This window comes from Salinimicrobium sediminis, assembly GCF_900215295.1.
GTDB lineage: Bacteria > Bacteroidota > Bacteroidia > Flavobacteriales > Flavobacteriaceae > Salinimicrobium > Salinimicrobium sediminis.
Genome location: NZ_OCMF01000002.1, coordinates 455,119 through 474,880 on the forward strand (window position 1 = coordinate 455,119; position 19,762 = coordinate 474,880).

At 41.9% G+C, this 19,762-nt stretch carries 13 protein-coding genes; 5 read left to right on the forward strand and 8 right to left on the reverse strand.

Annotated elements, in window-relative coordinates; translation table 11 throughout:
• Window positions 1-151 precede the first annotated feature (151 nt).
• The 5 genes from CRO16_RS09810 to CRO16_RS16425 all read left to right on the forward strand — a co-directional run bounded on the left by CRO16_RS09810 (window position 152) and on the right by CRO16_RS16425 (window position 7,720).
• On the forward strand, window positions 152-3,067 hold the full coding sequence (locus tag CRO16_RS09810) for a SusC/RagA family TonB-linked outer membrane protein (protein WP_097056201.1): 2,916 nt from the start codon (window positions 152-154) through the stop codon (window positions 3,065-3,067).
• Between the two features lie 4 nt (window positions 3,068-3,071).
• Window positions 3,072-4,697 carry a RagB/SusD family nutrient uptake outer membrane protein gene (locus tag CRO16_RS09815; protein WP_097056202.1) on the forward strand — a complete coding sequence of 542 codons (1,626 nt, stop codon included), beginning with the start codon at window positions 3,072-3,074 and terminating at the stop codon, window positions 4,695-4,697.
• A 14-nt stretch (window positions 4,698-4,711) separates the two neighbouring features.
• The gene (locus CRO16_RS09820) at window positions 4,712-5,851 is read left to right on the forward strand and encodes a SusE domain-containing protein (protein WP_097056203.1); all 1,140 of its coding nucleotides are present in this window, start codon (window positions 4,712-4,714) and stop codon (window positions 5,849-5,851) included.
• A gap of 116 nt (window positions 5,852-5,967) precedes the next feature.
• Window positions 5,968-7,410: an alpha-amylase gene (locus tag CRO16_RS09825; RefSeq protein ID WP_394341398.1), complete on the forward strand. Its 1,443-nt coding sequence runs from the start codon at window positions 5,968-5,970 to the stop codon at window positions 7,408-7,410.
• 205 nt (window positions 7,411-7,615) lie between these two features.
• Window positions 7,616-7,720, forward strand: coding sequence for a hypothetical protein (locus CRO16_RS16425; protein ID WP_317042526.1), 105 nt, complete (start codon window positions 7,616-7,618; stop codon window positions 7,718-7,720).
• 93 nt (window positions 7,721-7,813) lie between these two features.
• Here the strand turns inward: CRO16_RS16425 and CRO16_RS09835 are convergent, their stop codons facing one another.
• From CRO16_RS09835 to CRO16_RS09870, 8 genes are all read right to left on the reverse strand, one after another.
• Complete coding sequence (locus CRO16_RS09835; RefSeq protein ID WP_097056205.1) at window positions 7,814-9,490, reverse strand: sodium/sugar symporter; 1,677 nt, start codon at window positions 9,488-9,490, stop codon at window positions 7,814-7,816.
• 117 nt (window positions 9,491-9,607) lie between these two features.
• Window positions 9,608-10,588: an aldose epimerase family protein gene (locus CRO16_RS09840; protein WP_245858984.1), complete on the reverse strand. Its 981-nt coding sequence runs from the start codon at window positions 10,586-10,588 to the stop codon at window positions 9,608-9,610.
• Window positions 10,585-12,417 carry a DUF885 domain-containing protein gene (locus CRO16_RS09845; RefSeq protein WP_097056207.1) on the reverse strand — a complete coding sequence of 611 codons (1,833 nt, stop codon included), beginning with the start codon at window positions 12,415-12,417 and terminating at the stop codon, window positions 10,585-10,587. Before CRO16_RS09845 ends, CRO16_RS09840 begins: the two co-directional genes overlap by 4 nt.
• A gap of 118 nt (window positions 12,418-12,535) precedes the next feature.
• On the reverse strand, window positions 12,536-14,404 hold the full coding sequence (locus tag CRO16_RS09850) for a CocE/NonD family hydrolase (RefSeq protein WP_097056208.1): 1,869 nt from the start codon (window positions 14,402-14,404) through the stop codon (window positions 12,536-12,538).
• A 64-nt stretch (window positions 14,405-14,468) separates the two neighbouring features.
• Window positions 14,469-16,475 carry a protein-disulfide reductase DsbD family protein gene (locus CRO16_RS09855; RefSeq protein ID WP_097056209.1) on the reverse strand — a complete coding sequence of 669 codons (2,007 nt, stop codon included), beginning with the start codon at window positions 16,473-16,475 and terminating at the stop codon, window positions 14,469-14,471.
• On the reverse strand, window positions 16,472-17,782 hold the full coding sequence (gene tilS, locus CRO16_RS09860; RefSeq protein ID WP_097056210.1) for a tRNA lysidine(34) synthetase TilS: 1,311 nt from the start codon (window positions 17,780-17,782) through the stop codon (window positions 16,472-16,474). Before tilS ends, CRO16_RS09855 begins: the two co-directional genes overlap by 4 nt.
• Window positions 17,783-17,821: 39 nt before the next feature.
• Complete coding sequence (locus CRO16_RS09865; protein WP_097056211.1) at window positions 17,822-19,129, reverse strand: anthranilate synthase component I family protein; 1,308 nt, start codon at window positions 19,127-19,129, stop codon at window positions 17,822-17,824.
• Window positions 19,130-19,669 carry an NADPH-dependent FMN reductase gene (locus tag CRO16_RS09870; RefSeq protein ID WP_097056212.1) on the reverse strand — a complete coding sequence of 180 codons (540 nt, stop codon included), beginning with the start codon at window positions 19,667-19,669 and terminating at the stop codon, window positions 19,130-19,132.
• Between the last annotated feature and the right edge of the window lie 93 nt (window positions 19,670-19,762).

Consider the following 19,762-nt stretch of genomic DNA (forward strand, 5'->3'; position numbering starts at 1 on the left):
ATTAGAATCCAATAAAGTTTTCAACACGAAAACGTTTTCGGACCGGTAGTGCTGCTTTTTAATACCTGCTTATCTTTTTAGAATAGCTACTTTTATATCGGGAAAAGTAGAAATATATGTTAAAACAAGTAAAACCTAATAATGCAATTTTATGAGAACATTAATTAAAAGCACATTGCTTCTGTTGTTCATGATGCCAATGAGCTTTTTTGCCCAATCTACGGTTAGCGGTCTTATCACCGAGGCCGATACAGGGATGCCTATCCCGGGGGCTAACGTAGTAATTCAAGGTACCACAACCGGTACCACAACCAATTTCGACGGGGAATATACTCTCGAAGGAGTCAATCTGGATGATGTGATCGTAGTATCATATGTTGGATTTACTTCCCAGGAAATTCCCTATACAGGCCAGCAAACAATCAACGTAGAATTATCCCCCGATACAGCAGTACTGGAAGAAGTAGTATTAGTAGGATATGGTTCCGTTCGGAGGCAGGATGCTACCGGTGCGGTTTCCCAGGTTTCGACTGAAGATTTTAACGAAGGTTCAATTGTTACCGCCGGTCAATTAATCACAGGGAAAGTCGCCGGGGTAAACGTTACCTCGGGAGGTGGTGCACCTGGTGAAGGTCAGAACATAATTATAAGAGGGCAGGGATCTTTATCTTTAAATAGCTCTCCTCTAATCGTTGTGGACGGGGTGCCTATAGATAATGATAACATTGGAGGATCAAGAAACGTCTTGGATTTTATTAATCCGAATGACATCGAGAGTATGAGTGTCTTAAAAGATGCTTCTTCCACTGCAATCTATGGATCGAGAGCAGCCAACGGGGTTATTTTGATCACCACCAAAAAGGGAAAAGGAATGGATTTCAAATTCAATTATTCCGCGGTAACAACGGTTTATGAGCCTACCGATTTTGTAGATATGCTTGATGCAGACCAATTCCGCACCTTAATCAATGAGGTTGGAAGTGATGCTGCAATTGACAGGTTAGGTGAAAGTAACACCAACTGGCAGGATGAAATATATACTACTGCCTTTGGGGTGGACCACAACTTTAGTACTACCGGAAACATTGGCGGCTTTATGCCGGTAAGAGCTTCCCTTGGATATACCGATCAGGATGGAATCCTTAAAAGAGACAATTTCACAAGGTCTACTGCTTCTATAAACTTAAGGCCAAATTTTCTGGATGGACATCTTACTCTAGAATTGAACGGTAGAGGAATGTATACCGAAAATACTTTTGCCAACAGGGATGCTATAGGGGCTTCTGTGGATTTTGATCCTACCCAGTCCATATATGATGAAGATTCTCCCTTTGGAGGTTATTTCACCTGGTTAAACTCTGAAGGAGTAAAGAACAATCTCTCTCCTACTAACCCACTAGCCTTGATCAATCTGAAGGATGATAATTCTGAAGTGCGAAGGTTCATAGGAAATGCAAAAGTAGATTATGACCTGCACTTCATGCCAGATCTTACAGCTACTGTAAATGTTGGTTTAGATAAAACAAACAGTCACGGAAGGACCAGAACCTCCATTGAAATGCCATCTTCAGATCTTGATTGGAATGGAGCAAACACGCGATATACTAATGAGGCAACAAATAGTTTATTCGATGCCTATTTAACCTATCAAAAAGAATTTAGTAATAATTCCATAAATGCTGTTGCAGGTTATTCCTATCAAAAATTTGAAAACGAAACTTACAATTTCGATAGTGAAGCACAAGAAGATGGGAATGATTACGAATTCATTGATAAATGGAGAAGTGTCTTACTTTCTTATTTCGGAAGAATTAATTTCAATTTTGATCAAAGGTACTTGCTTACCGCCACTTTGAGAGCTGATGCTTCGTCCAAACTGAACCCAAATGACAGATGGGGCTATTTTCCTTCTGTTGCCGTAGCATGGAACATACACAATGAAAACCTGTTCACCGATTCCAGCACTTTTGATGAGCTTAAGCTGCGCGTTGGATATGGAGAAATTGGAAACGTGAATGGTCTTGGAGATTATAACTTCCTTACAAAATACACCGGAAGTAGATCAAATGCGACTTATCAATTTGGATCGGGGTATTTCCAAACCTACCGCCCGGAAGAATTTAATGAGAATCTTCGCTGGGAGGTTGGAAAGACTTTCAACGCCGGACTGGACTATAGTCTGTTCGATTACAGAGTTACCGGATCCTTCAATGCCTATATCAAGAAAACCGAGGACTTGATCAGTTTCGTAACAGTAGATCCATTCACCAACTTTTCTAATGGAATAGATAAAAATATTGGAGATATGGAGAATAAAGGTATCGAATTTGATATCAATATTTTACCTGTAGAAACTGAAGATTTCAAGTGGAGCATTGGGTATAACATTGCTTATAACGTTAATGAGATTACAAATTTGCCAGACCAGGTAGAGGTGGGAGGAATAAATGGAGGAACAGGTAATAATATCCAGCTTCATAAGGAAGGATATTCTCCATTTAGTTACTGGGTTTATAAGCAGGTTTACAATGAGGAAGGATATCCTATTGAAGGAGTTTATGTCGACCGAAACGGTGACAACATTATCAATGATTCCGACCGGTACATTTATAAGGATCCTTATGCAGATATCATTATGGGTCTAAATACAAACTTGAATTACAAGAACCTGGATTTCTCTGTTGTTACAAGAGCAAACATTGGGAACTATGCCTATAATAACATGGCATCAAGTAAATCTTACGAAATAAGAGCTTCAGAAAATAGTATTCTGACCAATCTGCATTCAGATTATTACAACACCCGATTCTTGTCGCTTACTGAAACTAATCTTCAAAGTGATTATTACATTCAGGAAGCTTCTTTCTTCAAGATCGATAATATTACCCTTGGATATACACTTCCTGAGGTTATAAAAAATTCTACACTAAGAATTTTTGGTTCTGCGCAAAATGTGCTGACTATAACCGATTATGATGGTTTAGATCCGGAAATTGATGGTGGAATAGATAACAATTTCTATCCAAGACCAAGATCATTCGCCATAGGCGCTAATCTTAATTTTTAAAAAAATGAAAATGAAAATAAAACATTTTAAAATTTTGGCTCTGCTTATTCCGGCTTTGGCGTTACATGCCTGTCATGCAGACCTGGATCAGGAACCTATTGATCCGGACAGTTTTACTGAAACAAATGTTTTTGCGAGTACCGCAGAAGCAAAAGGAGCCTTAGCCAAGCTCTACGCAAGTTTAAGCCTAACAGGACAGGAAGGGCCTGCCGGTGATGCAGATATTTCCGGGATTGATGAAGGTACCTCCCAATATTCAAGGATGTTATTTAGCTTGAACGAATTGACTACAGATCATGCTGTTGTAGGATGGGGAGATCCAGGCCTGCCAAACCTCCATGCTATGAATTGGGGTGCAAGTAATGATTTTACCACCGGGATGTACTATCGTTTGGCACAGGAGGTTTCTTTTGCCAATTCATTTATTGATAACGCAGGTAGACTGGAAGGTGAGGAAGCAGAGGCTTTTATTGCTGAAGCTCGTTTCCTGAGAGCATTTGCCTACTACAATTTAATTGATCTTTTTGGCAATGTTCCTTTGGTAAAGGAAGTAACAACCTCCTTACCGGAACAGAATACAAGAACGGAGATATTCGAATTCGTGGAATCTGAACTGCTTGAAATACAGGATCAGTTATTAGAGAGTGGGGCAAATGAGTACGGACGTGTAGATAGAGTAGCTGCATGGGCTCTCCTGTCCAAATTATATTTGAATGCAGAAGTATGGACCGGCACAGAGATGTATGCTGAATCTTTGGAATTTTCCAACAAGGTGATCAATTCTTCTTATTCTATTAATACGACTGATGCCAACGGCAATGGATCTGCATATGACGAATTATTTTTGGCAGATAATGATTCTAATGGGGCTCAAGATGAGTTCATATTCGCCATCAATTTTGATGGAATTAATTCCAGAACCTATGGAGGAACTACATTTCTTGTGCATGCAGCAATAGGTGGTTCGATGAAAGCTTCAGATTTTGGAGTTAACGGGGGCTGGGGTGGTCTAAGAACTACTAAGGCACTGGTGAATAAATTCGACTATGCAGTTACAGAGAGAGATGGTGACGGTGATCCTATAGCCTGGTCAGATGGTCGCGCTATGTTCTATACAGATGGCCAGGAATTTGAAATAAATACCATCGCCAATACTTTTACTGATGGTTATGCCGTAACAAAGTTCACGAATATTGACTCTGAAGGAAACCAGGGGAATGACGAGTCAGGTGAATATGTTGACACAGATCTTCCTCTTATTCGATTAGCCGAAATCTATCTTAATTACGCTGAAGTTGTTGCACGAGGAGAAGGAGGCGATGTAGGAACTGCTGTGGCTTATATTAACGAACTCAGGGAAAGAGCTTTTGGAGATAACTCCGGAAACATAACTGCTGCCGATCTTACTTTGGATTTCATAGAGGCTGAAAGGTCCAGAGAGTTGTACTGGGAAGGACAAAGAAGAACCGATCTCATACGATTCAATGACTTTACAACAGCAAATTATCTTTGGCCATTTAAAGGCGGAGCCAAAAATGGTACTGCAGTAGAACCTTTTAGAGAACTGTTCCCTTTACCAAGTAATATTATTTCAGTAAATCCTAACCTAACCCAAAATCCCGGTTACTAATAAAACATATAAAAATGAAAAAAATATCAATTTTAGTCACTGCCATTCTGGCTCTTGTATTCAACGCCTGTTCAACAGATGATGAGTTTACATTTGTAGCTAAGCCAGATCCGGAAGGAATAGCCTTTATGAATACCTTCCTGCCTTCGTACATTCTCAAACCCTCCAATGCTACCAATTTAGCAGAGAGGTTTGTATGGAATGAAGTTGACATGGATGTACAAACTACAGTAAGATATGAACTACAGGCTTCTGCCGATGAATCGTTTCAAAATATGACTGTGATTGAGAGCGATATCGCTACAACCAATCAGGCAGTCACTGTAGGGGAACTACTTGCTCTTGCAGAGGAAGCTGGTCTGGACACCGATCCTGATACTGAGGCTTCAAATTCGGGAACTGTTTACTTCCAGGTTCGGGCTTACGCAGGGGAAAACCCTGCAACCACTGTGGAGCAATTTTCTGAACCGGTTGGTATCACTGTAGAATTAGTCGAAGATACTAGTGGAGAAGTAGAACTTCCAAAGATCTATGTGGTAGGAAACTTCCAGGGAGCAGGTGGATATGGATCTGACTGGACTCCTGCAGACGGAGTGCCTCTAGCAGCCTCTGGACCTGCAAAAACAGATTATGAAGGATTTGTTTATTTAAACGTGGATAAACCTCAATTTAAGTTTTTACCTACAAATGCAAGCTTTGATGGAGATTATGGTGACGCAGGAGAAACCGATGGAGTTTTTACAGGAAAGCTTAAGCAGGAAGGAGAAAAAAATGCCGGTACGCCTGATGGCACAGGAGGTTATTATTGGTTTAAAGTTGACACTGAGAAAATGACCTATAGCCTGACAAAAGTAGATTGGGGATTAATTGGAAATGCTACTCCTACAGGATGGGATTCTGATACAGACCTGGTTTACAATCCTGAAACAAAACTTTGGACACTTACCTTAGAGCTTACTGAACAAGTGGCTCCAGACAATGGTATCAAGTTTAGAGCAAATGATGGTTGGGATATTAACCTTGGTGACACTGGTGCTGATGGTACTTTAGAATTTGGAGGAGACAACATTGGTGTTCCCGAAAGTGGAAACTATACTGTAACTATGGATTTAAGCAATCCAAGAGATTATACTTATACGTTAGTTAAAAATTAAGTTTACTTAAAAGGCTGTCCCAAAGGTCTAAAGACGTCGTTTTTAATGATTTGGCGCTCATTTGACTTTTAAGACAGCCTTTTTTATTTCCTTTTGAAAACCTTTTAAACATGAAAATTAAACAATATATATACCCCTTCCTATTCGTCTTGCTCACTTTGGGAGCCTGTTCTTCAGACGACGAAGGAACAGACCCCGACCCAGGCACGGGCGGTGGAACAGTAGATCCGCCTCCTGCAGCAGCACAGCCCATAAACCTGACAGATTATGACAACGGAACAGGAGTAATGATGCAGGCCTTTTATTGGGATGTGGAACCAAGGCATGAATGGTGGGATGTCTTATCTGAACAGGTAGATGAATGGGCAGAAGCAGGAATTGATCGTATATGGTTACCCCCTGCAACTAAAGGTCAGTCTGGAGGGTATTCTATGGGATATGATGTTTCTGATTATTTTGATTTCGGAGATTATTTTCAACACGGAACTACTGAAACCCGGTTTGGTTCCAGAGCTGAATTAGAAGACCTAATCAGTGCTGCTCATTCCAATGGAATTGAAGTAATTGCAGATATTGTAATCAATCACAACTCAGGTGGAGGAGAACAATTCAACCCTTACAGAGGTTACAATACCTATACACTTTTTGACCAGGAACATGGAAATGCTTCAGGAATGTTCAACAGGAACTTTGAGTACTTTTACCCTAATAGTGTAAGCCAGTATGATCCGGGAAGCCTTTTTTATGCTGAAACAAATCTGGATCACCACCGTGAATATGTACAGGACTGGCTTTGGAAAAAAGAAAATTCAGTAGCAAAATACTATCAGAATGTGATGGGATTTGATGGCTGGAGGTTTGACTATGTTCTCGGTTTTGAACCCTGGGTAGTCAAAGACTGGCTAGACGAAGTTGGTGGTTTTTCAGTGGTGGAAATGTGGGATGGAAATGCGGGCAACCTTAGAAATTATGTTGAAGAGACAGGTAGCGGAGCTTTTGATTTCTCCACTTTCTACAAATTGGATGAAGCTTTTGACCGTTTTGATGATCTTACCTATCTTCAAAAAGACATGCTATGGAAAACCCATCCCACAAAAGCTGTAACCTTTACCGCCAATCATGATACCGAGAAGGATACCAATCAGGATAATTATATTGCGGCAGCCAATAAAATGAAGGCCTATGCTTTTATTTTAACTCATCCGGGTTATCCCACAATTTTTTATTCAGATTATGAGAACCCTTCGTTCCAGGAAGAGCTGAATCAACTTATCCTCATTAACAATACAATTGCTACCGGTGATTTTGAAGTATTGTATGTAGACGCTGATGAGTACGTAATGCAAAGAAAAGGAACAGCTACGAACCCCGGTTTAATTCTTTACATCAACATTTCAAATAACATTAAAGCAAGAGGTGACATCCAAACAAAATGGAATTCTACTCCTGTTATGGATTATAGCGGTAATATCAATTTTAGCACCTCTACCGCGGCTGATGGAAAAGTACAGCTTCGGGCTCCAGCAAATGGATATGCAATTTATTCGATAATGGAATAAGTACTTTTTAAAAGAGAATAAGGAAAGCCCGCTCAATTGATCGGGCTCTCTTTTTTCCTTCTGATTCTCCTTTACCCTATTTAAGAGTTAATAACCCTACACGATGCCGAATCTACCCGCAACCCACCGACAAAAAAAATGATGATCACTGGCATTTCCTGTCCTTTTAGCCGCCGCTGTTGCCTTCCAAAACCCTGAAAAATTTATGGTAGGTTACGAGCTTTTCGCCAGGCCTCAACGGGATATTACTGCAGAACAGGCTGCCGAAACTCTCAGGGAATTACCCGAGGTTCATTATACCCGGCTATAAGGTCTTGAAAATGTCATTTTTGATACCTGTAGAAAAGAAAAGACCGGGAAATTTACCGGTCTTTGATATTAAATATTATGGCTGATCCCTCCTCTACCAGAAAATTGCATAGAGCATGGTCACTATGAGAAGGATGATAAAGGCTCCGATATTAAATGCCGGCCCGGTGTTAAACAGCTTCTTAGTGATAATAATCGCCTTAGGATGATCTGCTCCCCTGGTCTCAATATAACTAATCACCACCATGATCAACATGGTCAGGATCCAGGTAATGAACATTTGATGCATAAATGGAAGTTCTAAAAAGAAAGAACCATCCATCCACCCATTGGTTCCTATCTTAAAGTACAAAGCAATAGGAATGGATGCCAGTACTCCCCAAATTGCTGCATTGTTGGTAGTTTTTTTCCAGAACAATCCCAGCATGAATACTGCAAGAATCCCCGGGCTAACCACCCCTGTATATTCCTGAATATATTGGAAAACCTGTCCAAGATTTCTCAATTGAGGAGCAAGAAAAACAGCAATGACTAGGGCTAAGGACGCCGAAATTCGTCCTACTTTTACCAATTTGTTTTCAGAAGCACCTTTTTCAATATAGGGTTTGTAAATATCCATGGTGAAAATAGTCGCCGTGGAGTTCAACATTGAAGCTATTGAAGAAACAATAGCTGCAGCCAGGGCAGCCAGGACAAGTCCTTTAAGTCCAATTGGCACGAACTCCTTGATCAACCATGGAAAGGCGTTATCGTTGATGATCCTTCCGCCTTCAGCTATAAAGGAAGGATCGGTAAACTCATCAGAAAAAGCGCCTCCGGGGCCGGTGTTCATCACATAAGCAATGATTCCGGGGACTACCACGATCAAAGGAATAAGCAGCTTTAAAAATCCGGCCAGGATTATCCCTTTTTGTGACTCCCTTAGGCTTTTTGCTGCCAGGGTCCTTTGAATGATATACTGGTTGAAGCCCCAGTAGTAGAGGTTCGCTACCCACATTCCGCCCAGAAGCACTGCCAATCCGGGAAGATCCCACCAGGCATCTTTTCCTCCCGGGGTTATAATTTCTCCTTTTTCGAGGATCATTGAAAATTTCTCGGGCACCTGCTCATAAACGGTAACCAGACCATCTATGACATTTCCGCTTTCAGAAACATGGGTAAGGCCGATGTAGGTGGTTATCAGTCCTCCGGCGATAAGCAGCACTACCTGCACCACATCGGTCCACGCAACCGCGGCGAGTCCGCCATAGAGGGAGTAGGCAGCCGCAAAAAGAGCCAGTCCTACAATTGCGTAAAGGAATACTGAACCGTCCCCTGTTCCCACAATAGTATCTATGGCCGTGGCACCCAGATACAGTACCGAGGTGAGGTTCACGAAAATGAAAAGCGCGATCCAGAAGATCGCGAGTATGGTCTTCAGGTTGGTTCCATAGCGCACCTCGATAAATTCAGGAATGGTGTAAAGCCCTTTTTCAATAAAAATGGGTAAAAAATATTTACCCACGATGATAAGTGTAATTGCTGCCATCCACTCGTAAGAGGCGATAGCCAAACCTATAGCAAAACCGGAACCCGACATTCCTATAAACTGCTCGGCAGAGATATTGGCAGCGATTAGGGAGGTTCCTATCGCCCACCACGGCAGAGATTTACTGGCAAGAAAATAGTCTTCGGATGATTTTCCCTTTCCGCGGGACACCCACAGCCCAATCCCAATGATCATCAATGCATAAGACGCAAAAATAATCTGGTCGAGTAAAGCAAATTCCATAGCATTCCAATTTTAGAAATTTAATTTCCATTGCATCCGGAAGCCTCCAGATAAATCTGAAAATTTTGTTAAATATAAAAGAATACCTGTAATGATGGTATGATCTATATTCTAAAGTTATGAACCGGTTTTAAACTTCCAGAGAGTACTATTAATATAGATTTGTCCGGGCTCCAGAATTGCGGAAGGAAAATCGGGTTGATGCGGAGCATCAGGAAATTTCTGGGTTTCCAGGCAAATAGCCGCACGTTCTGCACCTGTTTCGGTTGAATATTTCCAATCTCCGGGTAGATCCTCGGGCACATAAACCACCACAGCCGGTTGATTCGTGGTTATTTCCATGGAAATTCCCGATTGATCCCCTACCAGCACCACCTGTTTTTGGTCAGTTGTGAGACTAAAGACAGTATCTAACGGAACTTCTCCAATCGCAGCCGCTTTCCGGAAATCTAATTCTGTACCCGCAATGTTCAGCAGGCTTCCTGTGGGTAATTTCTGAGCATCGGTTTCCAGATACTTTTCTGCCCTGATCTGCAACTTATGATCATCAACATCACCTCCACCATTAAGATTGAAATAGGTGTGGTTGGTGAGGTTTACGATGGTCTTTTTGTCGGTTTTGGCGGTATATTCGATCTTTACCTCATCTGCTTCAGTAAGGGTGTATTTTACCTGCACCCGAAGTTCTCCGGGATATCCTTCCTCCAAATGCGGAGAAACATATTCCAGAATTACATAAGGATCTTCTGTTTCACTCATCTCCCCGACCTTCCAAAATTTATAGGAAAAGCCACATTCTCCGCCGTGGATATGCACTCCATCCTTTTCAAAAATGGCATATTTGACACCTTCTACTTCAAAACCACCTTTGGAAATACGGCCTGCGTACCGGCCAACAGAGGCTCCGAAGAATTTTCCGCGGGTATGGTAGATATCCGAAAGATAAGTTTCAGGCTTTTCAGGCCCAACAATAACATTGATGCCGTTGATCTTAAGACTAAAGATGGTGGCGCCAAAATTAAGGATTACAAGCTCTGTATTATTTTTATTGACCAGCTTTACAAGCTGCAAATTTTTGAAAGGATGAGTGTTTTTCAACTCTTTTTGGTTTGTATCCATTCCTCTACAAGATCCTCCAAAATGTTCAAAGGTACTGCCCCATTGGTGAGTACAACATCATGGAATTCCCTTAGATCAAAATCTTTTCCCAACTCCTCTTTTGCCAGTTCCCGCAACTCCAGGATCTTATTCATTCCAATTTTGTACGCGGTTGCCTGCCCCGGCATTACAATGTGCCTTTCCACCATTTTAATAGCGTCACTTTCGGCATTCGGGGAATTCTGGACATAGAAATTAATGGCCTCTTCTCGTGTCCATTTCTTATCATGTATCCCCGTATCCACAACTAGTCTTATCGATCTCCATAATTCCATCGCCAGCCTTCCAAAGTCCGAATATGGATCCTCATAGAACCCGATTTCTTTAGGCAACAATTCACTGTACAATCCCCACCCCTCAACATAGGCGGGATATGTTTCTATTTTACGGAACATAGGAAGATCTTCCAGCTCCTGAGCGATTGCAAGCTGCATATGATGACCCGGAATTCCTTCATGATAAGCAAGAGCTTCCATTTGATAAGTAGGCATGGCTTTCATGTCATAAAGGTTTGCATAATAGGTCCCGGGACGGGAGCCATCCAGGGCAGGTTGCTGATAAAATGCTTTACCGGCACTTTTTTCCCGGAACGGTTCTACTGCCTTTACGACAATATCGGCTTCCGGTTTTGTGAGGAAAAGATCATCAAGCCGCCCTTTCATAGTGTTGATCAAAGCTGTAGCTTCTGAAAGATACTTTTCCTTTCCTTCGGGAGTATTTTCGTAGTAGAATTGCTTATCCTCTCTCATGAATTTGAAAAAATCCTGCAGACTTCCTTGAAATCCCACCTCATCCATGATCTCCTCCATTTCCTTATGGATCCTGGCAATTTCATTAAGACCTATCTGGTGGATCTCTTCAGCAGAGAGATTGGTCGTAGTGGTTCTTTCTAAGGCAGTTTCATAGAACTGTTTTCCTTTTGGTAATTTCCATATCCCATCATCTGTTGTGGCGCGTTGCTGTTGATCTTCCAGCTTGGCGATAAGCTTTTCATAGGCAGGCTTGACAGAATTTATAAGGGCCTCCTGTACTTCAAGAATGAGTTGAGTTTTCTCCTTTCCGGAAATATCAAGAGCTTCAACTTTTTTCTGAAAATCCTCCAGGAGCGTACTCGCTTCAGCCGATTTTTCAAAAGGTTTGCCTGTTAACAGGTTTCTGGAAGCCTCAATGGTGTGATCAAAAACGAACTTAGGCGGCATGATCTGGTTCATTTCCCTAAGTTCGAGACCAGCTATAACATCCTCCATCACTTTTGGCATCTTATTAAGTCGTGCTATATAAGCCTTTGCATCACTTACAGAATCGATCTTGTGCATGTTAATAAGGAAAGCTGGAAGATTTGCATGTACCCCAAACATTTGGTTAACGGGATAATTATAGAACCTGTAATCATAATCTTCGATCTCTTCCTCCAATCTTTGTTTATAAAGCTGGTAACTTAAAGCTGCCTGTTCTTCCAGGGCATCGGCATTTATTGATTTATTGAGAAATTCAAGTCTTCGTTTCGCTTTTTTAAGATCTTCGGCATAACGCAGGTGTGAAAAATCATCCCAGGAATCATAATTTTTTTTGATCCCCAACCTTGTCTGCAGCATGGGCGAATCTTGAAGATCTACCTGAAATTCCTCTTCAAAAAAGCTATTTAATTGTGCTGTTTCCTCCGCTATTTCTTCGGAAGTGTACTCCTTTTCTTCTGAAGAATTCCTGCAGCTGCCAAGGCTCAGGCTAAGGAAGACGAATAAAATGATATATAAGGGGCCTTTTTTCATGAAACTAAAATTTTTATTCCTGAAGTTAACGTGTCCCAAAGTAAGAAAATTGCTGAAGATGGTTACTTTTGTAATTAAAAAGAGGTGTCAAAAATGCGATTTTTGACACCTCATATTTTTACTCCAGTACGGTAAAGATTATTTCTGAATCTTGGAAGACCTTGTGCTTGTGCGCCTGGAAATCCTCTTCTTCGGCTTCAAAGATGTTGTCCACGTACTTCTGCGGATTCCTGTCTATCAACGGAAACCACGTACTCTGCACCTGGACCTGTAATTTATGGCCTTTTTTGAAGGTGTGATGCACATCCTGAAGATCAAAATTCACTTCTGTCTTTTTATTGGGCTCAAAAGGTTCGGGTTCAGAAAAACTATTTCTAAAGCGGCCTCTTATCACTTCACTTCTTACCATCATATGGTAATTGCTCATGGAAAGATAATCCTGGGTTTCTTCATAATCTTCAGCATCAGGCGGATAAACATCAATGATCTTCACCACCCAATCGGCAGCGGTCCCGGTGGTAGCCACTTTCAGCTTTGCAAGGACCTCTCCGGCCAGGGTTAGATCTTCTTCAAGCACTTCCGTTTCATAGATCAAAACATCTGGTCGGCGGGCGGCAAAACGTTGATCATCGGTCATATATTTTCGCGGAGTAAAGACCATTTTAATGTCTTCAGAATAAGGTACCGGTTTATTAGGGTCACTGATGAACTCTTCGGCTCCATCGGCTAAGGTTGGGAGGTCGAGCGGGCTTTCCAAAAGCTGCTGATTATCTCCCAGGAAAAAGTTCTTCTTGCCGGCGTTCTTTGGTGGCCATTGCTCATAAGATTTCCACTCGTGGGTGCCGGTGTCAAACATATAAGCTTCGGGTAAGGCGACAGAACCATCGGCTTCTCCTTTTAAAAAGTGGTTAAAAAAGGTAGTTTCCACATCTTTCTGATAATTGGCAGAAATATCATCGCCAAAGTAGATGTTGCCAATAGCCTGTCTTTTTCTGTTTCGGGACCAATCCCCGTGGCTCCAGGGTCCCATTACCAGCATATTGAAATTATCACTGTTCTTTTCAAGGCTTTTGTAGATGTTGAAAGGTCCGTAAAGATCTTCGGCATCAAATAAACCTCCTACTACCATAACCGCCGGCTTAACATCTTTCATGTGCTGCACAAGTCCGCGTTTTTGCCAGAATTCATCATAATTTGGATGCTCCTTAAGCTGTTGCCAGAAGACATTGTCCTCTCCGTAATACTTGTCGAGGTTCTTAAGCGGCCCTGCATCAAGAAAGAACTGGTATTGATCTTTGGTGTTCAACTCTGGAAAGGAATACCAGGCAGTATCGCTGGGAGTGGTTTTTTCGTACCCAAACACTGCAGTGGCTCTCCAATAGCTTAAAAGATAGGCTCCATTGTGATGAAAATCGTCAAAAAAGAAATCTCCGATAGGAGCCTGAGGTGAAACCGCTTTTATTGCCGGGTGAGCATCTATAAGAGCATAAGCAGAATAATACCCGGGGTAGGAAATTCCCCAAACCCCGACACGGCCGTTATTATTTTTTACATTTTTGACCAGCCAGTCAACGGTATCATAAGTGTCACTTGCCTCATCCACCTGCTTTTTCTTTTTGTTGGGAATGTATGCCCGCATGTTGTCATAAACACCCTCACTCATCCATCTCCCACGTACATCCTGGTAAACAAAGATGTTCCCTTCTTCCATCAGATGTCTGTTAGGTCCTATAAGGGAACGGAATTGATCTTCTCCATACGGCCGGGCACTATATGGCGTACGGGTCATTAGGATAGGATATTTTTTTGAAGTGTCTTTTGGAGAATAGATCGTGGTGTGAAGTTTTATGCCGTCACGCATACTGATCTCCACTTCTCGTTTGTTATAGTGATCTTCTACTTTAAATTCGTTCGCCGTCTGGGCAAAGCCAATGCTGCTGACCAACAAGAACAGGACAGGCAGGAAAAAGTTTCTGGTAAATTTCATCTGAAGGGTTTTGAAGCTCCTAAGATAGAAATTCCTGACAAAATTTTTCTAAAACACTAATTTCCTATTTCTGAAACTCCTTCACCCCTTCTTCCAGCCATTTTCTGAATTCGTCAGAATTTGGAGTATAACCTACCGGCTTGTTCAGCATATTCATGTTGTGATCAAGAAGCACATAAAAGGGCTGAGAGTTATTCTGGAAGTTAAGCGTCTGGAAGGTAGCCCATTTATCACCAATGGTTTCAATTTCCTTCACACCTCCCGTAGGTTTCTGGTAGTTGAATTTTTGATCTTCTGGGAGTTTTTTGCGGTCATCTACATATAAGGAGATAAGCACAAACTCATTTTGCATAATTTCAAAAACATCGGGTTCACTCCAGACCTGTTCTTCCATTTTTCGGCAATTGACACAGGCCCATCCGGTAAAATCGAGCAGAATAGGTTTATTAGCAGCTTTTGCAGCGGCAACCCCTTCATCAAAATCTTTGTAAGCTTTCAGCCCCAAAGGTCCTTCGGTCTCTTTTTCATAGATGCTGTAAAATAATGGCGGAGGGAATCCACTAAGCAGCTTCAGGTTTGCATAAGACGTATTGGTTAGCCCCGGAATTAAGTAGACCACAAAAGCCAATGTTGCAATTCCAAGGAAGATCCTGCCTTTGCTGAGTTTTGTTTTAGGACCGTCATGTGGAAATCGTAGGATTCCGAAGAGATATAAAAGCATCGCAATACCCACAATGATCCATATTCCTATGAATATTTCCCTTTTTAGCAGCCCCCAATGCTCCACAAGGTCGGCATTGGAAAGGAATTTAAAGGCCAGGGCCAATTCAATAAAACCTAAAACAACTTTTACTGAATTAAGCCATCCTCCGCTCTTCGGAAGAGAATTGAGCCAGTTGGGAAAAAGTGCAAATAGCCCAAACGGAAGCGCAAGTGCCAAACCAAAGCCTCCCATTCCGAAGGAAAGTTGGGTTGCACCACCATCTGTGGTTAAAGAACTTCCCAGCAGTGAACCAAGGATAGGCCCGGTACAGGAGAAAGAAACAATAGCCAGGGTGAGCGCCATAAAGAAAACTCCCATAATTCCGCCGAAGCTTGAAGCTTTATCATCCATCTTGTTGCTCCAGGAACTGGGCAGGGTGATCTCGTAATACCCAAAGAATGAGAAGGCAAAAAATATAAAAATGATAAAGAATATGATATTCAGGGTCGTGTTGGTGGAAATATTGTTCAGGATCTCGGGATCGAGTGAGTCGAGCAAATGGAAAGGTACGCTCAACAACAGGTAGATCAGGAAGATAAAGACTCCATACATGATGGCATTGACTAATCCTTTTTTACGCGTGCGGGCACCTTTGGTAAAGAAAGATACGGTAAGCGGGATCATTGGGAAAACACAAGGGGTAAGCAAGGCGATCAATCCGCCGATAAATCCAAGGAAAAATATGGTAGTGTATCCATTACTCTCCTCTTCTTCCAGCTCAACCCCGCCAACTCCTTTGACACCAATATTCAAGTTTTCGGTCAAACGTTGATCTTTATCTGAAACTTCAAGATCTGTAAATCCTTCCACGACCGCCTTGTTTTCAATGGAAATATTGAAACGTTCGGTTTCGGGAGGGAGACATTTTTCGTCATCACAAACTGAAAAATAAACTTCGGCCGTGATCACAAGATCTGTTGGATCCAGTACCTTTATTTTCTGCCGGAATTCAGCTTCATCCTCAAAATAGGTAATATCGGCCTCAAAAACCGCATCGTACAATGGAGGAACATCGGGTTCTTCTGTAGGGCCTAAAAGTTCGAATTTTCCGGGAGCTTCAGTATAGGTAAAAGCCGTAGGAATGGGAGCGATCTCTATGTCTATCTCCTCCTGGGAATATAAGTGCCAGCCGGGTTCTAAAGTTGCCTTGAAGATGAGTGTATAAATGGAATCATTTTCCTGCTCTACTGCTGCCTCCCAATCAATGGGATCTTCTATGCCCTGGCCAAGACTGTTGGGATCCCAAACCTGTGCCTGAAGGGTAAAAACTGAAATAAAAAACAGAACAAAAAATACAAAATTCCTCATGGTTCGAAACTTATTCTTATAATCTTATTGGTGTCATTGTCAACTGCAAACCTGGCATCCAGTCTTCGCCCCATCACCCACATGATCTCTTCACCCGAACACAACAGCCAGCAATTCTCTTTTTGCGGCAAGGATAATTTCTCATCCTTAAAAAATTTGCTCAGCTTCTTTTTGCCTTGCATCCCAAAGGGATAAAAGTAGTCGCCCCTCTCCCATTTCCTTACAACCAGAGGGAAGTTTAGCCGGTTGGCATCCACAAAAATTGCATTATCTGACTGGCTTTCAGAAATCTCCCCTACTTCTTCAAACTGAAAAGTTCCTATAGGCAACATCACTACCTCTTCCCCTTCACTTATCTCATAACGCCTGTCTTCCCCCGAAATGGTAGTAAGTAACAATTCTTCCCGGTCTTTTATGAGCCTGTGGGTTTTCGAATACACCATCTTTCCCGGTTGGGCATCCAGTAACCCATGCACATCTTCCCATTCTGTAAACCCAAAGCTTTTAAAAAGGGCATACATCACTGCCTTAGTATTGGGCAGGGTTTTTATAAGTTTGATCCTGAATGAATAGCCAAATTCTTCTTCCTTTGCAATTTTAGGAAAGATCGCAGACATATAATCTTCTATGAGGTCTGAACTTTGCTGCAGGTAACCACGGGTTTTTCCGAAACTTTCCAGCAACTGCGGATTCAGCTCCATCAGCTTGGGGATCACCTCCAGGCGCACTTTATTCCTGAAATATTTTAAAGATTGATTGCTGCTGTCTTCCCGCCACTTTAGATGGTTTAAATGTGCAAAATCCTCGATCTGTTTTCTTGTGAATGGCAACAAAGGCCTGCGTATACAATCATTTTTATCGGGAATACCTGTAAGCCCGTCTAAACCGGTTCCCCTTATGAAATTGATCAGCACCGTCTCAAGGTTATCATTCGCATGATGTGCCGTAAAAATATAATCGAACTGAAGCGTTTCGCACAACTCATCAAACCAGTGGTATCTTAGATCCCTCGCAGCCATTTGAGTGGATAGCTTCTTTTCATCTGCATAAGCTTCGGTTTCAAATTCTTCTATAAAGATCTGAAGATCCAGTGCATCTGCCAGTTCTATCACAAAATTTTCATCCTCTTCGCTTTCTTCCCCCCTAAGCTGAAAATTACAATGTGCAAGGGAAATATCCAGCCCCGCTTTCTTACACAAATGCACAAGCACCACGCTGTCAACACCTCCGCTCACGGCGACTAGTATCTTAGCTTCGGCGACTTCGGGAAACTGCTCCTGTAAATGATTTTTGAAAGCTATAAACATAGCCGCAAATATACCAAATTTGAATGGGCTTTAGAGGCCTTAATGCTCCTCCAGGACCTGTTTTAGCGCAGCAGCTTTCACCAGGCATTCCTCATATTCTTTCTGCGGAATGGACCCGGCAGTGATGGCCCCGCCAACAGAGGCCGAAACATATCTCTTTTCAGCATTATAAAGGATACTGCGAATCACTACATTAAAATCAAAGTCTCCATGTGGATCAAAATATCCTACGGCGCCACTGTAAAGTCCGCGTTTTGTTTCTTCCAGTTCTTCAATGATCTTCATAGCCGAAACTTTGGGAGCACCAGTCATGCTACCCATTGGGAAGGTGGTCCTTAAAACTTCAACCGGCGGAATGTTTTCCTCCAGTTCCGCTTTTACCGTGGAAATCATTTGGTGTACCTGTTGAAAGCTGTAGACCTTACAGAGTTCGGCCACTTCAACACTGCCTTTTTTTGCCGTTTTTGAAAGGTCATTACGCACCAGATCGACGATCATCACATTTTCTGATCTTTCCTTTGGATCTTGTTCCAGATCTCTTGCCAGTTTCCGGTCTTTTTCGGGATCTGAATGTATCCTTCCTGCCGTTCCTTTTATGGGTTGTGAGATGATAGTTCTTCCCTGCTTCTGAAGATATCTTTCCGGCGTAGCAGAGAGCAGGTAGTGACCATAATTCCTTAGGAAAGTGGCAAATGGCGGATGTGAAATGTCATTTAAAGCTGAAAAAGTTTCAAAAGCATCAATTTCTGCATCTTCAGCAAAGAACTCCTGACAAAAATTGGCCTCATAGATATCCCCCCGCTGAATATGATGCAGCAATTTTTCCACTTTTTGAAGATATTCTTCCCTGGGAATGCGGGGCTGCAGTTTTACCGGACTCCTTTCCGCAGAAAAAAAATCTTTCTGAAAATCCCCTTTTTGGAGGAGCTCTTCGAGGTCTTCTTCCATCTCGTCATCCACCATTCCGAGGTAATGCAACTCCAATTCATTTCCTTTCAGAAAAAAGATCTTTTTAGGTTGAAAAAAGAAGAGTTCAGGGAATTTTAATCCATCGAAATTGCTTGATTGCAAATCTTCCACATCATTTTTAAGATCATAGGAGAGATAGCCAAAGATCCAGTCTGCAGTTGTTTCCTGGTACTCCTGAAGTTTACCGAAAGCGCCGTGGGCATCGGTTTGAATGGCCGTAAAAGCATCTACAGCTAATACTGCATCAAATTTGGAATAAGAATTATGATGTTCATTGCTGTCAAACCAAACCACTTCTTTAAAGCGGCGGGACCATTGCAGCAAGGCAACTTTTACAGGTAAAGCATGTTCTATTTTGATCTTTTTGGATACCCGCACCTACTCTTTTATTTCCTGGGAAAAGGCGGTAACAACCTCGGCTATACCAAGATCAAAAACCTCATTGACAATACTTCCTTTTTCTGAATCAAAATTTTCGTAAAACTGCGGCAGACTGAAACTTTCCACAATTTCCCCACCAAACCTTGGAAACTGATTTTTACAATACTCCAATGCCGATGCTCCACCCCGCTTACCGGGAGAAGTGCTCATCAACAGGATCTTCTTATTCTCCAGGAATTTCCTGTCCAGGCGCGAGAGCCAGTCAAGGATGTTCTTGAAGAATCCCCCTACATTGGCATTATATTCATTAACCGAAATGATCAATGCCCCGTGCTCCTGCAGCATCTTGTAAAGAACTTCTACATTTTCAGGAAAGCCTTCTTTTTCCTTTACAATACTATAAATGGGAAAATCATCCTCTTTTAATTTAAGAACCGTCACGGGATGGGCGCTGATCCTTTCGGTAACATTCAGGATCAACTGGTGATTTATGGAAGTGGGGCTGTTGGAAGCCGAAAAGGCAAGAATTTTTCTCATAGAGGGTATAATTGGATCCAAAAATACAAATTCACCGGTTATTGAAGCTAAATAAAAGCATCATCACTTTATTAAGAAGGAAATGACTTTTAT

Excerpts from the sequence above, each read along its gene's own strand:
- CRO16_RS09815 (WP_097056202.1), top strand. The coding sequence starts at position 3,072 with ATGAAAATGAAAATAAAACATTTTAAAATTTTGGCTCTGCTTATTCCG.
- tilS (WP_097056210.1), bottom strand. The coding sequence starts at position 17,782 with ATGTTTATAGCTTTCAAAAATCATTTACAGGAGCAGTTTCCCGAAGTC.
- CRO16_RS09870 (WP_097056212.1), bottom strand. The coding sequence starts at position 19,669 with ATGAGAAAAATTCTTGCCTTTTCGGCTTCCAACAGCCCCACTTCCATA.
- CRO16_RS09855 (WP_097056209.1), bottom strand. The coding sequence starts at position 16,475 with ATGAGGAATTTTGTATTTTTTGTTCTGTTTTTTATTTCAGTTTTTACC.
- CRO16_RS16425 (WP_317042526.1), top strand. The coding sequence starts at position 7,616 with ATGGTAGGTTACGAGCTTTTCGCCAGGCCTCAACGGGATATTACTGCA.
- CRO16_RS09810 (WP_097056201.1), top strand. The coding sequence starts at position 152 with ATGAGAACATTAATTAAAAGCACATTGCTTCTGTTGTTCATGATGCCA.
- CRO16_RS09835 (WP_097056205.1), bottom strand. The coding sequence starts at position 9,490 with ATGGAATTTGCTTTACTCGACCAGATTATTTTTGCGTCTTATGCATTG.
- CRO16_RS09820 (WP_097056203.1), top strand. The coding sequence starts at position 4,712 with ATGAAAAAAATATCAATTTTAGTCACTGCCATTCTGGCTCTTGTATTC.
- CRO16_RS09845 (WP_097056207.1), bottom strand. The coding sequence starts at position 12,417 with ATGAAAAAAGGCCCCTTATATATCATTTTATTCGTCTTCCTTAGCCTG.
- CRO16_RS09850 (WP_097056208.1), bottom strand. The coding sequence starts at position 14,404 with ATGAAATTTACCAGAAACTTTTTCCTGCCTGTCCTGTTCTTGTTGGTC.